Source organism: Pseudomonas sp. FW300-N1A1, assembly GCF_058789115.1.
The window spans coordinates 278,228-300,880 of the sequence record NZ_JBYTBK010000001.1 but is presented as its reverse complement, the minus strand read 5'-3'; the positions used below and the strand labels follow the sequence as shown (position 1 = coordinate 300,880).

Genomic DNA, 22,653 nt, shown 5'->3' with positions numbered 1-22,653 from the left:
GATCGGTGATCGTCATGAATCTAGCGGGCGAGTGTTTAATGCGCCAGATAATTTTCAGCTAGAGCCGGCCGAAGTCCCGTTGCAGTGCCAGATCCCAGGGGGGCACTGGGCTGAAGCGGCTCTTGAGGTATTCCAGCAACAAGCGACTGCGCGAACTGGCCTGCTGCTCGAGGCGTAAAGCGTAGATGCCGGTGTTTTCCGGTTTCGGCAAACCGCCTTCGCAAAACAGCGGCAGCAACTCACCGCGCAACAGGTATTCGCTGCACAACCAGGTGGGTAGGTGGGCGATGCCCAGGCCGGCAAGGGCGCCGTAGAGCAGTGCTTCGGCATTGTTGGCGCTCAGGCGAATGCGTGGCGGGCGATGCAATTGCAACTGCCCGTCCAGTTCGAAGCGCCAGGCGAAGGGCGGCGCCAGGCCTGCCCAGTCGAGGCCATCGTGGTCATTCAGCTCCCCTGGATGGCGGGGTGTACCGCGACGTTTGAGGTAGGCCGGGCTGGCGCAGGCAATCCGTACCATGCAGGCCAGCGGGGTGGCGACCATGCGTGTGTCTGCCATTTGCCCGGCGCGCAGTACCAGATCGACCTTGCCCAGGTTCGAGCCGTGCATGTCGACGAAGCTGTCGATCAAATGCAACTGAACGTCCAGTCCGGGGTACAGCCCCAGGAAATCGGCGATCACCGGTGCCAGATGGCGTCGCCCGAAGGCTGCGGGCGCGTCGACCCGGATCAGGCCTTCCGGCGCGCTGCTCAAGGACACGGCCTCGGCGCGGGCCAGGCGCAACTCGCTGACGATCCGCCGTGCCCGCTCGGCAAACGCCAGCCCGGCGGGCGTGGCGCGTACAGCGTGGGTGCTGCGCACGAACAACTGGCTGCCGAGGGCGTTCTCCAGGCTGTCTATGCGCCTGGCCACGGCCGAAGGTGTCAGCGGGTGTCGGCGAGAAGCGGCGGAAAAGCTGCCGGTTTCCAGTACGTCGAGAAAAAGACCCAGCTGATCGGTGAGTGCATTCGGATTCATGGCGCTGTGCTTGTGCGAAGTTGGCATAGCCATTGTGCGTTGCTGTGCGTTTCCCCGCCAGTGCTGACTGCGTAGCATGTATCGCCTGATGCGAGAGGAAATCGCCCGTGATTGAATTAATGATCTATCTGGTACTGGGGGCCGCCCTTGGCACCGTGGGTGGCTTGTTCGGGATTGGCGGTGGCTTGATCGCCATTCCGGCGCTCGGTGTGCTGTTCGGGCTGAACCAGCAGCTGGCGCAAGGTACCGCGCTGGTGATGGTGGTGCCGAATGTCATGCTGGCGCTGTGGCGCTATCACCAACGCAACCGTATCGAACTGCGCCATGCGGTGCCGCTGGCCTCGATGGGCTTCTGCTTTGCCTGGCTCGGCTCGATCTGGGCGGTCGGGATTGATGCCCAGGTGATGCGCATCGGATTTGTCGCCTTTCTGGTGGCCTTGTCGGTGTACAACCTGCTGCGCATGTTCATGGCCAGTGCACCGGCCACTGGGCAGATGCGTTACGGCTGGCCGTGGCTGAGCGTGCTGGGCGCAGCTTCGGGAGCCATGGGCGGGTTGTTCGGCGTGGGTGGTGCGGTAGTGGCGACACCAGTGCTCACCAGCCTGTTCGGTACTACCCAGGTGGTCGCGCAAGGGTTGTCGCTGGCGTTGGCCTTGCCCAGTACCGGCGTGACCCTGGTGACCTATGCGGTTCACCAGCAAGTGAACTGGAGCATCGCACTGCCGATGGCGCTCGGTGGTTTGCTGAGCATCAGCTGGGGCGTGAGGATCGCCCATGCCCTGCCGGAGCGATGGCTGCGCGGGCTGTTTTGCGGTTTTCTCGTGCTGTGTGCGGTGATGCTCGCCTTTAAAGTTTGAAGCCCTCGACAATGTGTTCCGCCAGGCACTCGGTGATCGGCGAAGGGTGATGCAGGTTGCGCACCAGCATGATGCTGGCCTCGGGTAGCAGGGGCAGCCCTTGCGCTTCGCCGAGGATGCGCATGTCTTGAGGAATGAGGCTCTCCAGTTGCGCGGTGATCGCCAGACCCGCGCTGACCACCGCCATGATCGCCGACAGGCTCGAGCTGTTGTAGGCGATCCGGTACTCGCGGCCGGAAGCGTCCAACGCATTACAGGCCCAGAGACGGCAGAAGCAATCACTGTTGAACATCGCCAGCGGCAAGGGGGTTTGTTCGATGGGGTTGTAGCACTGCGCCTGGGCCCAGACGAAGCGCTCCGTGCGCAGCAATTGGCCAATCTCGCTGCCGGGTTCGCGGGTCACGATCGACAGATCGAGGTCCTGGCGCAGCAGGAGCTGTTTGGACGACTCGCAATGCACTTCGATCTGGATCAGTGGGTAGGACTGGGCAAAGCGAGAAAGAATGCCGGGCAAAAACCGCATCACATAGTCATCAGGCGTGCCGATGCGCACGGTGCCGACCATGTGCGGCTCGCGCAAGGTATTGAACACTTCGCTGTGCAGTTTCAGGATGCGCCGGGCGTATCCCAGTAGCACCTGGCCCTCGGCGGTCAGTTTCACTTGGCGGCCGTCTCGCTGAAACAGCTGGCGCTGCAATACGTCTTCTTCCAGGCGCTTCATCTGCATGCTCACCGCCGATTGCGTGCGGTTGACCAGCTCGCCGGCACGGGTGAACCCGCCTTGGTCGGCGATGGCAACGAAGGTGCGCAGGACGTCGGTATCGATACTGGGGTAGGCCAATTGATCAATCTCCGAGATGTGTTTCATTAGAAACATTCGTTGGATTGATCTTAGTCCTGGCGCGAGACTTGAGCCATCCACAACTGAGGGCAAGACGATGAAAGGTCAAAAAGGCTACGTGCAGCTGGACCATTTTTCACACCATGGCTTCTCCCTGCACCACCTGCTGGACAAACTCACCCGTTGGCATCAGCTCTACCGTGAGCGCACGCTGTTGGCCAGCCTGAGCGATGAGGCCCTGAAGGATATCGGCTTGAGCCGGGCGGATGTCGAACAGGAATCCGAACGGCACTTCTGGGAAGACCCCATGGGTCTGGGTAAATAACCGCAAGCGTCTGTTGATATGTTCGGTCACAGCTTCATCGCACCGTGCGAAAGCCCTTGCGGTGGGGCTTGTGGCGATCGGGAAACAGACGGTCATAGACATTCGCTAGGCCCGTTTCGGCAACTGTACAAGACTGCGCCCTCAATTTTGAGGAGCACCGTCATGGAACGACAGCGCAAATTAATGAGTGTGGGAGCCTGGGCACTGCGATCGACGCTGGATGCCTCCAGTCAACGCCTGTGCAAGGCAGTGGCGCAGTTGAGTCGCTGGCGACAGCTGAGCCAGGATCGTGCCGAGCTGGCTCGCTTGAGTGATGGCCAGCTGCGGGACATAGGCCTGAGCCGGGTGGACGTGCTCAAGGAGTATGCTCGTCCTTTCTGGGATGATCCGTTGAAACGATGACCGGGTTCATTGGCATTTTGTCATCCTGGCACTAAGGTGGAGGGAGCCTTCATCACGAGTTATCGAATGACAGGTTCCCTCTGCTTTTCCTTGAGTCAGGCCCGGCGCCTGGCGCTGACTGCCCAAGGGTTCTCCGGGCGCCAGCCATCGGCGGCGCTCAAGTCGACCCCGCTGAATCGGTTGATCGAGCGACTGGGTGTGTTGCAGATCGATTCGGTCAACGCCCTGGTGCGCTCGCACTACCTTCCCTTGTTCTCTCGCCTGGGCCATTACCCAACCGACTTGCTTGACCAGGCCGCCTGGGGTCAGGGGCGGCGCCGGACGTTGTTCGAGTATTGGGGGCATGAGGCATCCTTGCTGCCGTTATCGATGTATCCCCTGATGCGCTGGCGCATGCAACGGGCAGCGCAAGGGCAGGGCATTTATCAGCAACTGGCGGTCTTTGGCCGGGAGCAACAGGCGACCATTCGTAGAGTGCTGGCCCTGGTTGAGGAGCGCGGGGCGCTCGGTGCAGGCAGTCTGTCCACTCGTCAGGAACGAGCTGGCCCCTGGTGGGACTGGAGTGCCGAGAAGCACGCGCTGGAATGGTTGTTCGCCGCCGGTGAGGTGACAGTGGCGGGGCGCCGGGGGTTTGAGCGTCTTTATGATTTACCGGAGCGGGTCATTCCCGCGCAGATCCTGCAACACCCCTTGCTCGAGGAAGCTGAAGCCCAGAAGGGGCTGTTGTTGCGCGCAGCCAGCGCCTTGGGTGTCAGTACGGAAAAGGACTTGCGCGACTATTTTCGCCTGGAGTTGGCGCCGTGTCGGCATGCGCTGGCTGAACTGGTCGAGAATGGCCAGTTGCAGGTGTGCCAGGTGCAGGGCTGGAAGCAACCGGCCTATTGCCTGCCCGATCCTTCGGTGCCGCGCACTGTGGTTGCCAGCGCATTGCTGTCGCCGTTTGATTCGTTGATCTGGGAGCGCAGTCGAACCGAGCGGTTGTTCGATTTTCGCTATCGGCTGGAAATCTACACGCCGCCAGCCAAGCGAGTTTATGGCTATTACGTGCTGCCGTTCCTGCATCGTGAGCGGATTGCCGCGCGGGTTGATCTTCGGGCAGAGCGGGCATTCGGCTGCCTGGCGGTGCATGGGGTCCATGAAGAGCAGCAAGGACTGGACGAGGAGGGGATGCAGGCGTTGGCACTGCACCTGAGGCAGCTGGCGAATTGGCTGGGGCTGGCGCGGATTCAGCTCAGTTGCCCGCGCGCCAGTGCGGCGCGGTTGCGGGTGGCGTTGGCAGGAATGGGCGATGACTGATCCGGCGCTCGCGGCGAATCAGTCACCCCGGGATCGCCTGACTCAGCGCCGAACCTGCTTCAGGGTTTCAGCAATCAGGAACGCCAACTCCAGCGACTGATCGGCATTCATCCGTGGATCGCAGTGGGTGTGGTAGCGATCCGACAAACCATCTTCGGTGATCGGTCGTGCGCCGCCGATGCATTCGGTGACGTTCTGCCCGGTCATCTCGATGTGAATGCCACCGGCGTAGGTGCCTTCTGCTTCGTGAACCTGGAAGAACTGTTTCACCTCGCCGAGGATCTGCGCAAAGTCCCGAGTCTTGTAACCGCTGCTGGCCTTGATGGTGTTGCCGTGCATCGGGTCGCAGCTCCAGAGCACTTTCTTGCCCTCGCGCTCCACGGCGCGGATCAACGACGGGAGATGGTCGCCGACCTTGTTCGCGCCCATGCGGGCGATCAGGTTCAGGCGACCCGGGTCGTTGTCCGGGTTAAGCACATCGATCAGGCGAATCAGATCGTCGGTGTTCATGCTTGGGCCGACCTTGACCCCGATCGGGTTGTTCACCCCGCGCAGGAATTCGACATGGGCACCGTCGAGCTGGCGGGTGCGGTCGCCGATCCACAACATGTGGGCCGAACAGTCGTAATAGTCGTTGGTCAGGCTGTCACGGCGTACAAAGGCTTCTTCGTAGTTGAGCAACAACGCTTCATGAGCGGTGAAAAAACTGGTTTCGCGCAATTGCGGCGAGCTGTCCATGCCGCAGGCGCGCATGAAGGCCAGGGTTTCATCGATGCGGTCGGCCAAGTGACTGTATTTCTCGGCCAACGCTGAGTTGGCGATGAAGTCCAGGTTCCATTTGTGCACTTGATGCAGGTCGGCAAAGCCGCCCTGGGCAAAGGCGCGCAGCAGGTTCAGGGTGGCGGTGGACTGGTGGTAGGACTGCAACAGGCGTTCCGGGTCCGGCACGCGGCTCTTTGCGTCGAAGCCGATGCCATTGACGATGTCGCCACGGTAGGCCGGCAGGGTAATGCCGTTGATGGTTTCGTCATTGGCCGAGCGCGGCTTGGCGAATTGTCCGGCCATGCGCCCGACCTTGACCACTGGGCAACCGGCGGCGAAGGTCATGACGATCGCCATTTGCAGCAAGACCTTGAAGGTGTCGCGGATCTTCGCTGCCGAAAACTCGGCAAAGCTCTCCGCACAATCACCGCCCTGCAACAAGAATGCCCGCCCTTGGGTGACTTCGGCGAACTGACGACGCAACTCCCGGGCCTCACCGGCAAACACCAAGGGCGGATAACTGGCCAGGCTTTGCTCGACGGCCTGCAAATGCGCCGCGTCAGGGTAGTGGGGTTGTTGCTGGATCGGCAGGGCGCGCCAGCTGTCAGGACTCCAGGGTTGGCTCATCACGGTCTCTAGTGTTTACGCTCGGGACCTCATGTTATCAGTAATTAGTGCGTGACCTGTTCCCGAAGCTTGGCGGACAATCGCGCCTTTGCCGCGCTGAGCGCAATGAATGATTGCGTTGCCGGGGATCCGTCCGATAACGACCAGGAGATGAAATGACTGAGGAGCGCGTCGAGCATCTGCTCGCCGAGGTGCATGATGAATTCGGCATGATCCGGGTGCTGGAAGTGGCGGATTATCGTTTTCTCGAATTTGGCGATGCGATCGAGCAGAGCTGCGTGTTCACGGCTGATCCAAGCTGGCTCGAATATGATTACACCCGCGCCATGCTGATTGGTGCCCTGTGCCATGAGCAGCCGGAAAGCGCGCTGTTTCTTGGGTTGGGGGCCGGTACGCTGACCCAGGCGTGCCTGAAGTTCCTGCCGCTGGAAGACGTCGAGGCCATTGAGCTGCGCCCGGACGTGCCGCGCCTGGCGATCGAATACCTGGGGCTGGATGACGATCCCCGTCTGTACATTCGTATCGGCGATGCGCTTGAGCTGCTGGAAACGGCCGAGTCGGCCGACCTGATTTTTGTCGACCTCTACACCGATGTCGGGCCGGGTGTCGGGCACCTGGCCTGGGGCTTTCTGGAAAACTGCCAGAAGCGCCTCAATCCGGGCGGCTGGCTGGTGATCAACCAGTGGGCCACCGATGACGGCAAGCCCTTGGGCGCTGCGCTGCTGCGCGGGCTTTATCACCGGCATTACTGGGAATTGCCAGTGAAGGAGGGCAACGTGATCCTGCTCGTGCCGTCCGACCTTGACCAGGCACTGGACATGCAAGGGCTGACGGCCCGCGCCGAAGTCCTGGCGCCGCGCCTGGGTTACTCGTTGCAGTCGTTGATCAAATGTATTCGCCCGGCGACCTGAGTGGCTTGTGAGTGCTGTCGCGAGCAAGCGTGCGACAGCACTCTGACTGGCAACTGCCACGCTAAACCCCTTTGAAGTTACCGGGGCGCTTCTCGACCAGCGATCGTATGCCTTCCTTTGCGTCTTCACTGTTCAGTAGCTTCCTGGCCAGCGCCGGCAGGCTGAGCGCCGCCGCCGCTTCACCTTCCTGGTGGGCCTGGCGCGCCGACTGCAAGGTGGCCTGGACGCCCAGCGGTGCCTGGCGGGCAATGCGCTCTGCCAGCTCAATGGCGCGGGGCAACAGGTCTTCGCTGGCCATGACCTCTTGCACCAGCCCTAGGCGCAGCGCTTCGTGGGCATCGAATTCGTCGCCCGTCAGCAACCAGCGCATGGCGTTGCCCCATCCGGCCACCCGATGCAGGCGCAAGGTGGCACCGCCAAAGGGGAAGATGCCGCGCTGCACTTCCATCTGCGCAAAGCGCGTATTGCTGGCGCACAGGTTGATATCGGCCGCCAGCATCAGTTCGATACCGATGGTCAGGCAATAACCCTGCGCCGCAACAATCACCGGCTTGCTGACCCTGGGCCCGATGAAAATACCCCAGGGATCGCAACCGCCGGTCGGAACTTTCCAGCTTCCGGTCAATGTGGCGCTGGCACTCATCAGGTCCAGTCCGGCCGTAAAGTGCTCGCCGTGGGCAAACACCACCGCGACCCGCGCCTCGCTGTCGGCCTCGAATTCACCATAGGCCAGGCTCAGGGCGTTCAGCAGTTCAAGGTCGAACGCGTTGCGCTTGGCCACCCGGTCCAGCCCTATCAACAGGACATGACCGCGCCGCTCACGGCTGACACGACTGCAATCAGGTTGATTCATGGAGTACGTCCTCGGGCGGGAAAGGGGGGGATCAGGCGGTAGGCTGCAGCCTGAAAGATGAACCGTTTAAGCGTCGTGACCAGCAGGGCCGGGCCTTTGAAAAATAGACCGTGACGCGATTATCCGCAAAACCTGTGACACTCCTGCGTTCATGGGGCTTTTGCGATAAAAAAAGCTCCCTTTTTTAGCAAATTCCGGTATAGTGCGCGCCGGCCTTTAGCCGGGCCGCGTTTAGGTAGCGCAATTCCCCGAAGTCAGCTTCGGCTGCACGTCCGCACAGCGGACTCTTCCTTGACGATTCTTTTCATTCATTCGTTTTCGCAAATCCCCGCCGACAAAGCTGCCAGGGCGACTCTTGAGTCTCAACACGGCACGCGCAGCTTTGGAGCATGGGTCTTTGCGGATGCACTTAGAGGCAGACCCATGACCCAGGAAACCGGCGGCTTCGCCGCTTTTAATCTTAATCCGAATATTCTTGCAGCCGTCATCGCGACCGGCTACGAAGAGCCTTCGGCTATTCAGCAGCAATCGATCCCGATCATCATGGCCGGTCACGACATGATTGGTCAGGCGCAAACCGGTACGGGTAAAACCGCTGCGTTCGCCCTGCCGATCCTGCATCGCATCGATCCTGCAAAGCGCGAACCGCAAGCCCTGATCCTGGCGCCAACCCGTGAGTTGGCGCTGCAAGTAGCAACCGCTTTCGAAACCTACGCCAAGCAAATGCCGGGCGTTACCGTTGTGGCCGTTTACGGCGGCGCGCCGATGGGCCCGCAACTGAAAGCAATCCGTAATGGCGCACAGATCGTTGTCGCCACTCCGGGTCGTCTGTGCGACCACCTGCGTCGTGACGAAAAAGTCCTGGCTACCGTGAACCACCTGGTTCTCGACGAAGCGGACGAAATGCTTAAACTGGGTTTCATGGACGACCTCGAAGTTATCTTCAAGGCCTTGCCTGCAACCCGTCAGACCGTGTTGTTCTCGGCTACCCTGCCGCAGTCGATCCGTGCTATCGCCGAGCGCCATTTGCGCGATCCGCAGCACGTGAAGATCCAGACCAAGACTCAGACCGTTACCGCGATCGAACAGGCTCACCTGTTGGTTCACGCTGACCAGAAGACCTCGGCTGTATTGAGCCTGCTGGAAGTCGAAGACTTCGACGCACTGATCATGTTCGTGCGTACCAAGCAAGCGACCCTGGACCTGGCCAGCGCCCTGGAAGCCAAAGGCTACAAAGCCGCTGCGCTGAACGGTGACATTGCCCAGAACCAGCGTGAGCGTGTGATCGACTCCCTCAAGGATGGCCGTCTGGACATCGTTGTGGCGACCGACGTTGCCGCTCGTGGCCTGGACGTACCGCGCATCACTCACGTGTTCAACGTTGACATGCCGTACGACCCGGAATCCTACGTTCACCGTATCGGCCGTACTGGCCGTGCCGGTCGCGAAGGTCGTGCGCTGCTGCTGGTGACTCCTCGTGAGCGCCGCATGCTGCAAGTGATCGAGCGTGTAACCGGTCAGAAAGTTGCTGAAGTTCGCCTGCCGGACGCTCAAGCTGTTCTGGATGCGCGCATCAAGAAACTGACCAACAGCCTGTCGCCGCTGGTGGCTGATGCTGAGTCGACTCACGGTGATCTGCTGGATCGTCTGACTGCCGACATCGGTTGCACCCCGCGTGCCCTGGCCGCAGCCCTGCTGCGCAAGGCAACCAACGCTCAAGCGCTGACCCTGGCCGCGATCGAGAAAGAACGTCCACTGGTGCCGAACAACGCACCGCGTGGCGATCGTCCAGAGCGTACCGGTGATCGTCCGGACCGTGGTGATCGTGAGCGTCGTGCTCCGGTTCCATTGGCCGAAGGTCGTGCTCGTTGCCGTACCGCGCTGGGTGCGCGTGATGGTATCGCTGCCAAGAACCTGCTGGGCGCTATCCTCAATGAGGGTGGTCTGGCTCGCGAAGCAATCGGTCGCATCCAGGTGCGTGACAGCTTCAGCCTCGTTGAGCTGCCGGAAGATGGTCTGGAGCGTCTGCTGACCAAGCTGAAGGACACTCGCGTTGCCGGTAAGCAGTTGAAGCTGCGTCGCTATCGCGAAGATTGATCCGCTCTCGAGCTGATTGATCCTTCATGAAAAAATCCCCGACTGGTTCGGGGATTTTTTTTGCCTGCCGTTAGCCGAAGCGGTAAATGTCCATGCCGAGGGCGCCCAGGGTGAATCCCTGGTGGGCGATGCTGAAGTCGCCGCCGGCGCCACGGGCAAAGTACAGCGGCAACAAGTGTTCGTCGCTGGGATGGCTGCGGACTGCGTGCGGTGCTTGTTGGCGATAGTCGTGCAGCGCGGCTTCGTCGTTGGCGGCGAGCTTTTCGATCATCCAGTCCCTGAATACCTTGGCCCAGGGTTCGACGCTCTCGGGGCCGGCATGCCAATCCAGTTCCTGCAGGTTGTGGGTGATGCTGCCGGAACCGATCAGCAGCACGCCTTGTTCGCGCAGACTCGACAACACCTGGCCGACGCGGGTTTGCAGGGCTGGGCCAAGGCGGCTGGGAAGCGAGACTTGCACCACGGGAATGTCGGCGCGGGGGTACATCAGTGACAGAGGCACCCAGACGCCGTGGTCGAACGGGCGTTTGCTGTCGAGTTGCGCGGGCAGGCCATCGGCCTTGAGTCGGTCGGCAACCTGTGCCGCGAGCGCTGGCTGGCCAGGTGCGGGGTATTGCACCGCGAACAGCGCAGCGGGAAAACCGCCGAAATCGTGCCAGGTGCGCGGGTGTTCGCCACTGCTGACGCGCAGGTCCTGGCTTTCCCAGTGCGCGGAAACGATCACGATGGCGCTGGGTGTCGGTAGCTCGGCTGCCAGGCGGGCCAATGCCGGGCCGCTGGCACCCGGCTCCAGTGCCAGCATGGGGGAGCCGTGGGAGATAAACAGGCTGGGGAGCATGAAGAGTGTCCTGGGCGTTAAGATGGCCTCATCTTCAGTCAGATCAATGATCTAAATCTAATATAAGTTTTAGCGCAAATTGATCGAATTTTCAGGGTGATTTATGCAGCCGGAGTTTTGGCAAAAGCGCTGGGCGCTCAATCAGATTGGTTTCCACCAGGCTGATGTGAATCCTTATCTGCAGCGCTACTGGCCGCAGCTGGACCTTAAGGACGAGGCGCGGGTGCTGGTGCCGCTTTGTGGGAAAAGTCTGGACCTTGTGTGGTTGGCAGGGCAGGGCTATCGGGTGTTGGGCGTCGAGCTGTCGGAAAAGGCAGTGGAGGACTTCTTCGCGGAGCAACAACTGACGCCGCGGATTACCGAGCACGGCGTGTTCAAGGTCTATGAGGCGGGGCCGATCGCGTTGTGGTGTGGTGATTTTTTCGCGCTGACAGCAGCCGATGTGGCGGATTGCGCGGCGCTTTATGACCGGGCGGCATTGATTGCCTTGCCACCCTCGATGCGTGAGCAGTACGTCGCCCACTTGATGCGGATAGTGCCTGCTGGCGGTGAGGGGCTGCTGATTACCCTGGACTATGACCAGGCGCAGTTAGCGGGTCCACCCTTTGCGGTAAAGGATGATGAGGTCCAGGCGTTGTTCAGTGATCGCTGGCGGCTCGAAGTTCTTGAGGTGCGGGATATCCTGGGTGAGAGCTGGAAGTTCCTTCAGGGCGGTGTCACGCGCCTTGATGAGCGAGTTTACCGCCTGGTCACGGCAGGCGCCTGAAGCGGGCGGGCACAAAAAAGGGCGACCGTGGTCGCCCTTTTTCACTGCCGTGACACTTAGCCGCGACGACGCAGTGCGTCAATGCGCTCTTCCAGCGGCGGGTGGCTCATGAACATGCGAGCCAGCCCCTGTTTGATGCCACCGTTGATGCCAAAGGCGTTCAAGGTGTCCGGCATGTGCACCGGCAGGCCTTGTTCCGAACGCAGGCGTTGCAGGGCACCGATCATTGCGCTGGTGCCGGCCAGACGGGCACCGGCCTCGTCTGCCCGGAATTCGCGCTTGCGCGAGAACCACATGACGATGGAGCTGGCCAGGATGCCCAGTACCAGTTCGGCGAAGATGGTCGCCACGTAGTAGGCGATACCCTGGCCTTCTTCGTTCTTGAAGATCACCTTGTCGACAAAGTTGCCGATGATCCGCGCGAAGAACATCACGAAGGTGTTCACGACCCCTTGGATCAGGGCCAGTGTCACCATGTCGCCATTGGCGACGTGACCGATTTCGTGCGCCAGAACCGCTTTCACTTCATCGGGCGAGAAACGCTCGAGCAAACCCTGGCTGACCGCGACCAGTGCGTCGTTCTTGTTCCAGCCGGTGGCGAAGGCATTTGCCTCGTAGGCCGGGAAAATCCCGACTTCGGGCATCTTGATACCGGCTTCGCGGGACAGTTCTTCAACGGTTTGCAGCAGCCATTGTTCATGGCGAGTGCGCGGCTGGCTGATGATTTGAGTGCTGGTGCTCATCTTCGCCATCCACTTGGAGATGAACAGCGAGAACAGCGAGCCGGCGAAACCAAAGACCGCACAGAAGATCAGCAGCTGATTGAGGTTGAGATCAACCCCGTTGGCCGCCATGAACCCGTTGAAGCCGAAAAGGCTCAGGGTGATGCTGGCAATCAGCACGACCGCCAGGTTAGTGGCCAAAAACAGCAGAATGCGCATCATGGTTGTAGAAATCTCCTCATGCTAAAGATGTAGCGTACTGCGGGGTATATAAGGTGATGCACCGGGCTATTCAACCGGGTGACTATTTCAAACTGTGTCCTACAGCCAGATTCCAGTTCGTCGCAGGGCAATTCTGATTTCATTCGACCCCCTATCCGGCGGCTAATGACTATCGCAAGTACCGCCATCATTGGGTGTAACGCGCGCTCAGGCGTCTGCGCGAGCAATCGAGGCGCGGTCGCGATGAAGAATATTTAATCTGTTGCTGAGTTGATCGCCGAGGGCACTGGAATGACCCTCGGCGTTGCAGGGCTTATTGACGATAGGACTTCAGGAAGTTGCCGATTCGGCCGATGGCCATGTCCAGGTCATCCACCCGTGGCAGGGTCACGACACGGAAGTGATCTGGCCATGGCCAGTTGAACGCCGTGCCCTGGACCACCAGCAGTTTTTCCGAGAGCAGCAGGTCGAGCACGAATTTTTCGTCGTTGTGGATCGGGCAGACTTTCGGGTCGATCCGCGGGAAGGCGTAGAGCGCACCCATCGGCTTGACGCAACTGACGCCCGGAATGTCGTTGAGCAGTTCCCAGGTGCGGTTGCGTTGTTCCAGCAGGCGGCCAGGCGGCAGTACCAGGTCATTGATGCTCTGGTAGCCGCCCAGGGCGGTCTGGATCGCGTGCTGGCTCGGCACGTTGGCACACAGGCGCATGTTGGCCAGCATGTCGATGCCCTCGATGTAGCTCTGGGCGTGGTGCTTGGGGCCGGAAATGGCGATCCAGCCGGAGCGGAAGCCCGCCACCCGGTAGGATTTGGACAGGCCGTTGAACGTCAGGCACAGCAGGTCCGGTGCGAGCGAGGCGGTGCAGATGTGCACGGCGTCGTCGTACAGGATCTTGTCGTAGATCTCGTCGGAGAACACCACCAGGTTGTGCTGGCGTGCCAGTTCCAGCATACCCAGCAGGACTTCACGGGAATACACCGCGCCAGTCGGGTTGTTCGGGTTGATGATGACCAGCGCTTTGGTATTGGGGGTGATCTTGGCCTTGATGTCGGCCAGGTCCGGGAACCAGTTGGCTTGCTCGTCGCACAGGTAATGCACCGGGTTGCCGCCCGACAGGCTGACGGCGGCGGTCCACAGCGGATAGTCCGGTGCCGGGACCAGCACTTCGTCACCGTTGTTGAGCAGGGCCTGCATCGACATCACGATCAGCTCGGAAACGCCGTTGCCCAGGTAGATGTCTTCGATGCCGACACCTTCCACCTGCTTTTGCTGGTAGTACTGCATGACGGCCTTGCGCGCACTGAACAGGCCTTTGGAGTCGCTGTAGCCCTGGGCGGTCGGCAGGTTGCGGATCACGTCCTGGAGGATTTCATCGGGTGCTTCGAAACCAAAGGGTGCCGGGTTGCCGATGTTCAGCTTGAGGATGCGATGGCCTTCCTCTTCCAGGCGTTTGGCGTGCTTGAGCACTGGGCCGCGAATGTCATAACAGACGTTGGCGAGCTTGTTCGATTTGCTGACCTGCATGGCGATGTGTTCCCGAAAATGAACGATCCAGACGTCGTATGAACTACCGTACTGGGAATCCTGCGTTCTCACACCAGCCTGGCCCCCGGGTTGCGCGCAGCAAAATCCGTTTGAGTGCGTGTAACGCGGCTGCCAGACTGGCGTCAAATGAGGCGCAATCATACGTGCCACCCGATCCGTGGAAAAGGTACAGATCGGGCTTTTTCAAATGCCGAGGTGTAACGATGGAAAAGCTGGAAAAAACCCTGGACGAATGGCGTGCGATGCTCGACCCGGACCAGTACAACGTTTGCCGTCTGAAGGGCACCGAACGACCGTTCTCGGGCAAGTACAACGGCACTAAAATCGACGGTGTTTACCACTGCATCTGTTGCAGCGAGCCGTTGTTCGACGCGAAGGCCAAGTTCGACTCCGGTTGCGGCTGGCCGAGTTTTTATCAGCCGATCGGCGCAAGCGCCATGGTCGAGATCCGCGATGTCAGCCATGGCATGATCCGCACCGAAGTAGTGTGCGCCAAATGTGATGCGCACCTGGGGCACGTGTTCCCGGATGGCCCGCCGCCGACCGGCTTGCGCTACTGCATCAATTCAGTGTGCCTGGACCTGGTCCCTCGCCAGTAGCATGGGAGGGGCCGGGCGACGATCCATTGTCGACGAAGGCGATGTCACGCATGCCTTCGTTGGCGCGCCCGACCCCGGTGCAGTTGGTCGGTATCCAGGTAATTAAATTGCGTGCAATCTAATTGCTCGCTATGTTTGTCTCTTGTCCAACCTTTGGATCAAGGAGCACCGCGCCATGAGCGACAACCTGCTGAACATTCCATGCACCACCATTAAAGGTGAGCAAAAGACCTTGGCCGACTACGCCGGCAAAGCGGTGCTGGTGGTCAATACCGCCAGTGAGTGCGGTTTCACCCCGCAATACAAAGGTCTGGAGGCGTTGTGGAAGACCTATAAGGACCAGGGGCTGGTGGTGCTCGGTTTTCCGTGCAATCAGTTCGGCAAGCAGGAGCCGGGCGATGAGAGCGCCATTTCCGAGTTCTGTGAGTTGAACTTTGGTGTGAGTTTCCCGCTGTTCAAAAAGATCGACGTCAACGGCAGTGATGCTCATCCGTTGTTTGTCCAGCTGAAGAAGCGCGCACCGGGTGTGCTGGGCTCTCAGGGGATCAAATGGAACTTCACCAAGTTCCTGATCGGTCAGGACGGCAAGCTGGTCAAGCGTTTCGCCCCCGCGACCAAGCCGCAGGATCTGACCCGCGAGATTGAAGCCCTGCTTAAATGAACGACCTGTCAGCCGATTCGCTGGAGCTCGACAGCCAGCTCTGCTTCAAACTGTACGCCGCGTCGCGGGCGGTGATCCGTGGCTACAAGCCGATGCTCGATCAACTGGGGCTGACTTACCCGCAATACCTGGTGATGCTGGTGTTGTGGGAGTGGCAGCAGTGCGCCCCCGAACAGCCGACCGTCAAGGCCCTGGGCGAACGTTTGTCGCTGGACTCCGGGACGCTGACGCCGTTGCTCAAGCGACTGGAGCAGATGCAGTTGGTCCAGCGCCAGCGCTCGGCGCGCGATGAGCGCGAGGTGCACTTGAGTCTGTCGCAGGCCGGTGTTTCCCTGCGTGAGCAGGTCGGGCCACTCAAGGCGCGGCTGTTGTGCGACAGCGGCGTCGACCTGCAACGCTTGAGTGAGTTGCGGGCAGGCCTTGATCAGTTGCTGGGGCAGATCAAGGCACTTTCGTAGCGGGTGCCCACAGGTCCAGCAGGGCGGCCAGTTCTTCACGACGAAAGGGCTTGGCCAGGTAGTCGTTCATGCCTGCCGCCCGACAGCGTTCACGTTCCTCGGGCATGGCATTGGCGGTCAGGGCGACGATCGGCAGGTCCGGCCAGCGACCGCTGCGACGGATGTGCCGGCTGGCTTCATAGCCGTCCATCACCGGCATGTTGCAGTCCATGAGCACCAGGTCGAAGCGGTTCAGTTCCAGCTGATCGAGGGCCTCGGCCCCGTGGGCGGCGACCGTCACGTCGCTGCCCAGCTTGCTGAGCATGCCTTTGGCCACGAGCTGATTGACCGGGTTGTCCTCCACCAACAGGATTCGCGCTCGCTGCCGGGGTGAAAGGCCTTGTGTCGGCGTGTCGCTGACCAAGGACATGTCAGCTCGCAAGGCGCGGCGCAGTGTGTGGTAGAGCGCTTTGCGGGCCAGGGGGCGAGCGAGTTGTTGCAGGGGAGCCAGGGAGTCGGTTTCCTCGCCTGGCATGAAATTGCCGTAGGCGGTGACCAGCAGGATGGGAGCATCGAACGCCGGTCGGAAGCGAAACAGGCACTCGGGGCAATCGGTGATCAACAGGTCGGGATTGTAGCGGGTCAATGGATCGTCAATCGTGCGCTGTTCATAGGCAAGCCCCCAGCCGGGAAGCAGGTTGCGCAGCAATTCGGCCAGGCCGCTGCCGGCCGATGTAATGGCCAGGACCTTGCCTGTCAGTGGGGCGTGAGGGGTGGCGGGAGCGTGTGTGGGGAGCGGAAGGTCGGCACAGAACTGGCTGCCGAACCCGGATTCCGAGCTGATGCTCAGACGACCCTGCATGGCATTGCAGAGGTTGAAAGTCAGGGCCAATCCCAGCCCGGTGCCACCGAACTGACGGGTGATACCGGCACCGGCCTGGGTAAAGGGTTGGAAAATCTTGACCTGGGCCTCTTGCGCGATGCCGATGCCGGTATCGCACACTTCGATTCGCACGCCATCGTCAAGGGTGCTCAAGCGCACATCCACCCGTCCGAAGCGTGTGAACTTGAGGGCGTTCGACAGCAGGTTGCTGACGATCTGGCGAACCCGCGTCGGATCACCCAGCACCAGGGAGGGAAACTGCGGATCAATCAGGCATGTCAGTTCGACGCTGGGTGCCGCATTCTGTGACAACAGGTTGGCCGTGTCTTCGATCAGTGAGCCGAGGTCGAAGGGAATATGCTCGAGTTCAAGTTGTCCGGCGTCGAATTTCGACAAGTCCAGGATATCGTTCAGCAGTTCCACCAGTACTTTGCCGGAGTCATGGGCAATCGACAGTTGCTGGCGCTGTTCGGCATTCAATGGGCTGTCCAGTGACAGCGCGATCATTCCCAGCAGGCCATTGAGCGGTGTGCGGATTTCATGGCTCATGTTGGCGAGAAAATCCGAGCGTGCCTGAGCCATGTCCAGTGCGGTCTGTCGCGCGACTTCCAGTTCCCCATTGGTTGACGTCAGGCGGGTGTTGATGGCTTTCAGCTCGGAGGTACGCGAGGAGACGATATGCTCCAGCTGGCCGAGGTAGTCGGTCAGGCGGTTTTCCGCGGCGCGTCGCTGCTGGATTTCAATGGCCATGGTCTCGATGTGTTGGTTGGCGACCTTGACCAGTACGCCGATTTCGTCATTTTCATGGTCTGCGGGACAGTCCAGCGGCGGCTGGTCCGCGCTGCGTGGATCTCGCCGGCTCAGCTCGCGAATGACCCGGACCAGCGGCTGGGTGAGCATGACGTAGAACAATGCCAAGAGAATCCCGCTGAGTATCAGGCTACGGAAAAAACCGTTGAGCAAGGTGACTCCAGCTCGATTCAGAAAGCGGGTGCCGAAGGTGTAAGTGTCGACCTCCAGTAGCAGGGTGCCCAGGGATTCGTTGGGCAAGTGTTCGAGGAACAGGCGTTCCTTGAATTGGCGATTGGCGCCAAACAGGAAGTCACTGATCACCCGGTAGGCGTTTTGTGAGCGCGGTCGCTCTACGTTGGCCAGCACAGTATTGTTGTTGTCTATCAGTTGCGCACCGATCACGGCCGGCGAACGCAACAGGCCGAGCGTCAGCTCCTGAGCCAGTTCGGCATCGATGTTGTAGGCGATCCGTGAGGCGGGGCTATGGCTGATTTCCAGCAGCGACAGGATTTCCCGATTGATGGAGGCGTCTTCACTGGCATAATCGATGCCTATTTGCAGCAGGCTCAGCAGCATGCCGAGAACGAAACCAACCAGCACGGTAAGCCTGGCTTGTTTGTAAGACAGGCGGTTGGTGAATTTGATATCCATGGGGTGCTGAACCACTTTCGTTTCCCTTCTGGGCGAAGCATAGCTGATCATTGCCGGGTTTCGGGCGGTCTGTCGGGTGCGCCATTATCCCGAATGCTCCGGCATAGCGCGCTGTTTTTACTTTTCTGTCCCCATCATTACTGTGAACGAGCCTGAGGAGAAGTCGTGGACTCTCGATTGAATGCCTTTCTTGAACGCGCCGATGCGGTTCTGGCTCGTATCGAGCCTCTACTGCCTGCGCAGCGCACCGCCATCGACTGGACGCACTGCCTGGCCGCGCGTTGGCAACGTGAAGGGCGCAGCGGTTTTCTATTGCCGCTCGAGGTCAGCCTGGACATGCGTTTGTCCGACCTGATCGGCGTGGACAAACAGCTGGAGCAGTTGAACCGCAACACCCGGCAATTTCTCGATGGCATGCCTGCCAACCATGCATTGCTCTGGGGTTCGCGAGGTACCGGCAAGTCGTCGCTGGTGCGGGCGTTGTTGGCCGAGCACGCCAAAGGCGGTCTGCGCCTGATCGAGATCGAGCGCGATCACCTGGCGGACCTGCCCCGGGTGGTCGAACAGATTGCCCGGCTGCCTCAGCGCTTCGTGCTGTTTTGCGATGACCTGTCGTTCGAGGCGGGCGAGGGCGATTACCGGGTACTCAAAAGCGTACTCGACGGCTCGTTGGAGCAGGCGCCGGATAACGTGCTGCTCTATGCCACCTCCAATCGCCGCCACCTGGTGCCGGAAAAAGAGAGCGATAACGAAAACTGGAAAAGGGTCGACGGTGAACTGCACCCCAATGAGGCGGTGGAGGACAAGATCGCGCTGTCGGACCGATTTGGCTTGTGGTTGTCGTTTTATCCCTTTACCCAGGAACACTTTCTCGATGTGGTCGAGCATTGGGTAGGGCAACTCGCAGCCAAGGCCGGCCTTGAGTGGCAGCGTGATGAACAGCTCGACATCCTCGCGGTGCGCTGGGCCACGGGGCGCGGTAATCGCAACGGCCGTTGCGCGTATCAGTTTGCCCGGTACTGGGTAGGACTCAAATTGTTGGAGCACAAGGCATGATCGATTTGCAAGGCACTGGCGCGGGCCTGGAGGGCTATGGCCTGCTGTGTGCGCAACTGGAATCGTTGCTGGCCGATGAGCGTGACTTTATCGCCAATGCCGCGCAGTTTTCGGCGTTTCTGTTCAACCAGCTCGATGATCTGAATTGGGCCGGGTTCTACCTCAACCGCAATGAAGAGTTGGTCCTGGGGCCGTTCCAGGGGCAGATCGCCTGTGTGCGCATTCCGTTTGGTCGTGGTGTTTGCGGTGCGGCAGCGGCCACCCTGACAACGCAAAGGGTCGAAGATGTACACGCGTTCGCCGGGCATATCGCCTGCGACAGCGCCTCGAACAGCGAATTGGTGGTGCCGCTGGTCAAGGACGGTCGCCTGATCGGCGTGCTGGACCTGGACAGCCCGTCCCTTGCCCGCTTCAGCGTCGATGACCAGGCTGGCATTGAACAGCTGGCGGCCATCTTCCTGCGCTTGACCGACTGCTGATCAACTGGCCAGCCCTGCCTTGGCGAGCAGGTTTTCCGAGTCCACGGCATCGATTTGCTGGGGCTCGAGGAATTCTTCGGCGTATTGCTGGTAGATCCTTTCGTTGACGAACAGCGCAAACAGCTGCGGATCGATATGCGCATCACGGCACATGAAGGCCATGATGGCCAGGGCCTCACTCAGGGTCTTGGCCTTCTTGTAGGGACGGTCCGCTGCGGTCAGCGCCTCGAAGATGTCGGCAATCGCCATCATTCGCGCGGGCAGGCTCATCTCCTCACGCTTGAATTTTCGCGGATAGCCGGTGCCATCCATTTTTTCGTGGTGCCCACCGGCTATTTCCACCACGTTACTCAGGTGCCCGGGAAAGGGCAGGTGGCTGAGCATCAGGATCGTCTGCACGATGTGATGATTGATGATGTAGCGTTCTTCGCGGGTCAGGGTGCCTTTGGAGATGCTCAGGTTGTACAGCTCACCGCGATTGTATTTGTACGGTGGTACGTCGAGCTTGAACCCCCAGGGGTTGTCTGCCGGTATCAGTTCGGCGTCGTTGCGTTCGAACAGATGCTCGGGTCTATCCGCCAGCAGCGACTCGCTGACGGGGAGTTCAGGAGCCGGGGTGCATGCCTGGCGGCGGTTCTCCTCCCAGGAAACACCCAGTCGGTCATCCAGTGTCCGGGTCCAGGTTCGTTGGGCGATGCGGTGCAGTCGTTGCAGGTCTGCATCGGCCATGGTTTCTCCCCCCAGGTTGCAGCGGGCGATGAAGGCGAAATCGTCATCGAGGGCGGCCAGCCTGGTATCACGTACTTCACTCAGGTGCGGCTCGTGCCCGCCCAGGGCAAGCGCATGCCAGTAGTCGATCCAGGCATCGCGCTTGAGGACTTCGAAGCGCGTGCGGATCTCATGGATACGGTCGTTGAGGGTTTCCAGCTTGGTGGCTTTGTCGACCACGTATTCGGGGGTGGTGACTTTGCCGCAGTCGTGTAGCCAGGCGGCGATATGCAGGGTTTCCCATTCGTCATCGGTAGGCTGGTAGGCCATGAACTCCGGGGCCTGGCTCGCGGCGGCGGCCTTGGCGAGCATCAACGTCAGTGCCGGGACGCGTTGGCAGTGGCCGCCGGTATAGGGGCTCTTGGCGTCAATCGCGCCGGCCAGCAGCTTGATGAAGGCGTCCAGCAGCTGTTGTTGCCTGGCCTGCAAGCGCTGGCTTTCGATACTGATGGCAGCGGCGCCCGAGACCGCCTGGATGAATGCAATCCGGTCTGGTCGAAGCTTCTCCAGGTCCGCGTGCGCGCCCGTGTCGGTGAGCAGCAGGACCAGTGCGCCGACGGTTTCGTTATGACGATTGTGCAGGCGAATGCCAATCAGGTGAGCGCTCGGGCAATTCATGGCGAGCAACACCGCTTGCAGGTCGGCGGCCTGTTCGAACCCGAGCACGGTGACCAGTGAGTCCTGGCTCAGCAGTTGCCGGAACCAGGCAGGGTGCTGGGTGTCGTCAGGGTCATAGCCACTGATGTTGAAGGCCGAGAGTGCCTGGGGCTGATCCTCGATGATCAGCCCGTGGGGCTCGAGCCGGTTTCCATCGTGCTCACGCAGATAGATCAGGCCGGCTTGCGCCTGGCCGATCTTCACTGTTTCGAAGAGCACCCGTTGCAGGAGGGGTTCGAAGCGGGTTTCCGCAGACAGGCTGTCGGTGATTTCGAAAAAGCTGGCCAGCGTGTCTTTCATGCGTGCCATCGATACGCTGAGCTGGTCGACCTCCAGCACGGGGGAGCGCCGAGTGACCGGGTAGTTGAAGTCGAAGCTGCGGATGGCATCGGCTTCCTGTACCAGTGCGCGCAAGGGTTTGACCAGTATTCTGGAGGTCAGCCAGCCCAGCGGTACGCAGAGCAGCAAGGTGGCCAGGGTAATCAACGCGCCTTGCCAGCGCATTCGATAGGCGTCCACCAGCAACTCGTCTTCGGGAACCATCAGGGCCAGTTGCAAGCCTCGCGGGCCACCTTCGGCAATGCTACTGCGGGCAAAGATCCATTCACGGCTGGCTACCTCCAGCCGTTGACCGCTGCTGGTGTTCTTGAACAGGGCGTCCAGCGCCGGGCTCAGGTCCTTGACCTTGGCCAGGTGCGCCTTCTGATCGTTGATGATCAGTTTATTGCTGTCAGGGTAGGCGACGGCATTGCCATCACCATCAAACAGGACGATTTCGGTGCTGGGTGTGACTTGGTGCCTGGCCAGGGTCGCAGACAGCTGGGCCAGTGTCAGGTCGGCACCTATCACGGCGTTGGCGCTGCTACGTCGGGCCAGGGTCGTACCGATATTGTGGGTCGAAAAGAAAATGTATGGCTCGGTGGTGATTTGCTCCTGGGTTGCGTTTGCACTGTTGAACCAGGCGCGAGTGCGTGGGTCGTAGGTTTCCTGCGGGTTGTCCCGGCGCTCGACCAGGGTCAGTGACGGGTCGTAGAACAGGGACTGGGAGCGGGTACGTCCAGTGAGACTGTCACGGTCGATGCTCCAGACTTGAAAGGCGGCTGCTTCAGGTGCCTTGAGGGTCTGTTTCAGTGCTTCGCTGCGCAGTGGGCGGACCATGAAAAAGTCACCGTCAGCGTAGCCTGCATAGAGTGATGCCAGTTCTGTATTGTCATTCAGTGACTGGCTGAAGGGCCTGAGCAGCGCGAGTCGCTGTTCCAGATCCGTTGCCTGAATCGCTGGGTTTTGCACCAACAGGCTCAGCAAGCGCCGAATGGGACGGTAAGTCGTGTGCAAGTCATGCCGAACGTCCTGCTCTATCCGATCGAACAGTTTTTCGCTGCTGGACAGGATGATCTGCGTGGTTTGTCCATAGTTGAAAACGCCCAGCACAATGCCCGTGAACAGTAGAAGCAAAGTGAACATCGCGCTGATATGCACGTGCAGCGGGAATCGGCGTTTCTCCGGGTGCAGTGGGCTGGGCATCGCGGTGTCTCTCCATCGTCATTACACACGGCTGAGCACGCAAGCATAGTAAATGCAGGGCCAACC

Annotated in this window: 21 protein-coding genes; 12 read left to right on the top strand and 9 right to left on the bottom strand. The window is 60.5% G+C overall.

Features of this window, described 5'->3' with window-relative positions:
- Nucleotides 1–58: 58 nt before the first annotated feature.
- Complete coding sequence (locus AC3WQN_RS01495) at nucleotides 59–1,015, bottom strand: LysR family transcriptional regulator (RefSeq protein ID WP_103399090.1); 957 nt, start codon at nucleotides 1,013–1,015, stop codon at nucleotides 59–61.
- Between the two features lie 107 nt (nucleotides 1,016–1,122).
- Here AC3WQN_RS01495 and AC3WQN_RS01490 point away from each other — a divergent pair, with 107 nt between their 5' ends.
- Entirely contained in the window at nucleotides 1,123–1,872 is a 750-nt protein-coding gene (locus AC3WQN_RS01490; RefSeq protein ID WP_103399089.1) for a sulfite exporter TauE/SafE family protein, read from the top strand.
- Here AC3WQN_RS01490 and AC3WQN_RS01485 read toward each other — a convergent pair.
- The gene (locus tag AC3WQN_RS01485; RefSeq protein WP_178081882.1) at nucleotides 1,862–2,740 is read right to left on the bottom strand and encodes a LysR substrate-binding domain-containing protein; all 879 of its coding nucleotides are present in this window, start codon (nucleotides 2,738–2,740) and stop codon (nucleotides 1,862–1,864) included. The two genes, AC3WQN_RS01490 and AC3WQN_RS01485, sit on opposite strands and share 11 nt — an antisense overlap.
- 70 nt (nucleotides 2,741–2,810) lie before the next feature.
- Here AC3WQN_RS01485 and AC3WQN_RS01480 point away from each other — a divergent pair, with 70 nt between their 5' ends.
- The 3 genes from AC3WQN_RS01480 (at nucleotide 2,811) to AC3WQN_RS01470 (ending at nucleotide 4,736) form a co-directional block, all read left to right on the top strand.
- On the top strand, nucleotides 2,811–3,038 hold the full coding sequence (locus AC3WQN_RS01480) for a DUF1127 domain-containing protein (protein ID WP_095078670.1): 228 nt from the start codon (nucleotides 2,811–2,813) through the stop codon (nucleotides 3,036–3,038).
- Nucleotides 3,039–3,200: 162 nt separating this feature from the next.
- Complete coding sequence (locus AC3WQN_RS01475; protein ID WP_256587210.1) at nucleotides 3,201–3,440, top strand: DUF1127 domain-containing protein; 240 nt, start codon at nucleotides 3,201–3,203, stop codon at nucleotides 3,438–3,440.
- Between the two features lie 66 nt (nucleotides 3,441–3,506).
- Nucleotides 3,507–4,736 carry a winged helix-turn-helix domain-containing protein gene (locus AC3WQN_RS01470; protein WP_103399087.1) on the top strand — a complete coding sequence of 410 codons (1,230 nt, stop codon included), beginning with the start codon at nucleotides 3,507–3,509 and terminating at the stop codon, nucleotides 4,734–4,736.
- 42 nt (nucleotides 4,737–4,778) lie between these two features.
- On the opposite strand, the gene AC3WQN_RS01465 is transcribed toward AC3WQN_RS01470, so the two are convergent.
- Nucleotides 4,779–6,125 carry a class II 3-deoxy-7-phosphoheptulonate synthase gene (locus tag AC3WQN_RS01465; RefSeq protein ID WP_103399086.1) on the bottom strand — a complete coding sequence of 449 codons (1,347 nt, stop codon included), beginning with the start codon at nucleotides 6,123–6,125 and terminating at the stop codon, nucleotides 4,779–4,781.
- 155 nt (nucleotides 6,126–6,280) lie between these two features.
- Here AC3WQN_RS01465 and AC3WQN_RS01460 point away from each other — a divergent pair, with 155 nt between their 5' ends.
- Complete coding sequence (locus AC3WQN_RS01460) at nucleotides 6,281–7,036, top strand: spermidine synthase (RefSeq protein WP_103399085.1); 756 nt, start codon at nucleotides 6,281–6,283, stop codon at nucleotides 7,034–7,036.
- Nucleotides 7,037–7,097: 61 nt separating this feature from the next.
- Here AC3WQN_RS01460 and AC3WQN_RS01455 read toward each other — a convergent pair whose 3' ends face one another.
- Nucleotides 7,098–7,889 carry a crotonase/enoyl-CoA hydratase family protein gene (locus AC3WQN_RS01455; protein WP_103399084.1) on the bottom strand — a complete coding sequence of 264 codons (792 nt, stop codon included), beginning with the start codon at nucleotides 7,887–7,889 and terminating at the stop codon, nucleotides 7,098–7,100.
- A gap of 423 nt (nucleotides 7,890–8,312) precedes the next feature.
- On the opposite strand from AC3WQN_RS01455, the gene AC3WQN_RS01450 reads away from it, so the two are divergent.
- Nucleotides 8,313–9,986, top strand: a complete 1,674-nt coding sequence (locus AC3WQN_RS01450; RefSeq protein WP_103399083.1) for a DEAD/DEAH box helicase — start codon at nucleotides 8,313–8,315, stop codon at nucleotides 9,984–9,986.
- A gap of 70 nt (nucleotides 9,987–10,056) precedes the next feature.
- Here the strand turns inward: AC3WQN_RS01450 and AC3WQN_RS01445 are convergent, their stop codons facing one another.
- The gene (locus AC3WQN_RS01445) at nucleotides 10,057–10,824 is read right to left on the bottom strand and encodes a DODA-type extradiol aromatic ring-opening family dioxygenase (RefSeq protein WP_103399082.1); all 768 of its coding nucleotides are present in this window, start codon (nucleotides 10,822–10,824) and stop codon (nucleotides 10,057–10,059) included.
- A 103-nt stretch (nucleotides 10,825–10,927) separates the two neighbouring features.
- On the opposite strand from AC3WQN_RS01445, the gene AC3WQN_RS01440 reads away from it, so the two are divergent.
- Nucleotides 10,928–11,590, top strand: coding sequence for a thiopurine S-methyltransferase (locus tag AC3WQN_RS01440; RefSeq protein WP_103399081.1), 663 nt, complete (start codon nucleotides 10,928–10,930; stop codon nucleotides 11,588–11,590).
- Between the two features lie 56 nt (nucleotides 11,591–11,646).
- On the opposite strand, the gene htpX is transcribed toward AC3WQN_RS01440, so the two are convergent.
- Nucleotides 11,647–12,534 carry a protease HtpX gene (htpX, locus tag AC3WQN_RS01435; protein ID WP_095078679.1) on the bottom strand — a complete coding sequence of 296 codons (888 nt, stop codon included), beginning with the start codon at nucleotides 12,532–12,534 and terminating at the stop codon, nucleotides 11,647–11,649.
- Nucleotides 12,535–12,847: 313 nt separating this feature from the next.
- On the bottom strand, nucleotides 12,848–14,059 hold the full coding sequence (locus tag AC3WQN_RS01430; RefSeq protein ID WP_095143862.1) for a pyridoxal phosphate-dependent aminotransferase: 1,212 nt from the start codon (nucleotides 14,057–14,059) through the stop codon (nucleotides 12,848–12,850).
- Between the two features lie 224 nt (nucleotides 14,060–14,283).
- Between AC3WQN_RS01430 and msrB the strand changes: the two genes are divergently transcribed.
- The 3 genes from msrB to AC3WQN_RS01415 all read left to right on the top strand — a co-directional run bounded on the left by msrB (nucleotide 14,284) and on the right by AC3WQN_RS01415 (nucleotide 15,798).
- Nucleotides 14,284–14,679: a peptide-methionine (R)-S-oxide reductase MsrB gene (msrB, locus tag AC3WQN_RS01425; protein ID WP_103399080.1), complete on the top strand. Its 396-nt coding sequence runs from the start codon at nucleotides 14,284–14,286 to the stop codon at nucleotides 14,677–14,679.
- A gap of 175 nt (nucleotides 14,680–14,854) precedes the next feature.
- Nucleotides 14,855–15,340, top strand: coding sequence for a glutathione peroxidase (locus AC3WQN_RS01420; RefSeq protein WP_103399079.1), 486 nt, complete (start codon nucleotides 14,855–14,857; stop codon nucleotides 15,338–15,340).
- Complete coding sequence (locus tag AC3WQN_RS01415) at nucleotides 15,337–15,798, top strand: MarR family winged helix-turn-helix transcriptional regulator (protein WP_103399078.1); 462 nt, start codon at nucleotides 15,337–15,339, stop codon at nucleotides 15,796–15,798. The genes AC3WQN_RS01420 and AC3WQN_RS01415 overlap by 4 nt, the downstream gene beginning before the upstream one ends.
- Here AC3WQN_RS01415 and AC3WQN_RS01410 read toward each other — a convergent pair.
- Entirely contained in the window at nucleotides 15,782–18,103 is a 2,322-nt protein-coding gene (locus AC3WQN_RS01410; protein ID WP_103399077.1) for a hybrid sensor histidine kinase/response regulator, read from the bottom strand. The genes AC3WQN_RS01415 and AC3WQN_RS01410 overlap by 17 nt on opposite strands.
- Nucleotides 18,104–18,268: 165 nt before the next feature.
- Between AC3WQN_RS01410 and AC3WQN_RS01405 the strand changes: the two genes are divergently transcribed.
- Complete coding sequence (locus tag AC3WQN_RS01405) at nucleotides 18,269–19,159, top strand: ATP-binding protein (protein ID WP_103399076.1); 891 nt, start codon at nucleotides 18,269–18,271, stop codon at nucleotides 19,157–19,159.
- Nucleotides 19,156–19,638, top strand: coding sequence for a GAF domain-containing protein (locus tag AC3WQN_RS01400; protein ID WP_103399075.1), 483 nt, complete (start codon nucleotides 19,156–19,158; stop codon nucleotides 19,636–19,638). Before AC3WQN_RS01405 ends, AC3WQN_RS01400 begins: the two co-directional genes overlap by 4 nt.
- Here AC3WQN_RS01400 and AC3WQN_RS01395 read toward each other — a convergent pair whose 3' ends face one another.
- Nucleotides 19,639–22,587 (bottom strand): HD domain-containing phosphohydrolase, encoded by a 2,949-nt coding sequence (locus tag AC3WQN_RS01395; RefSeq protein ID WP_103399074.1) that lies wholly within the window; start codon nucleotides 22,585–22,587, stop codon nucleotides 19,639–19,641.
- Nucleotides 22,588–22,653 lie beyond the last annotated feature (66 nt).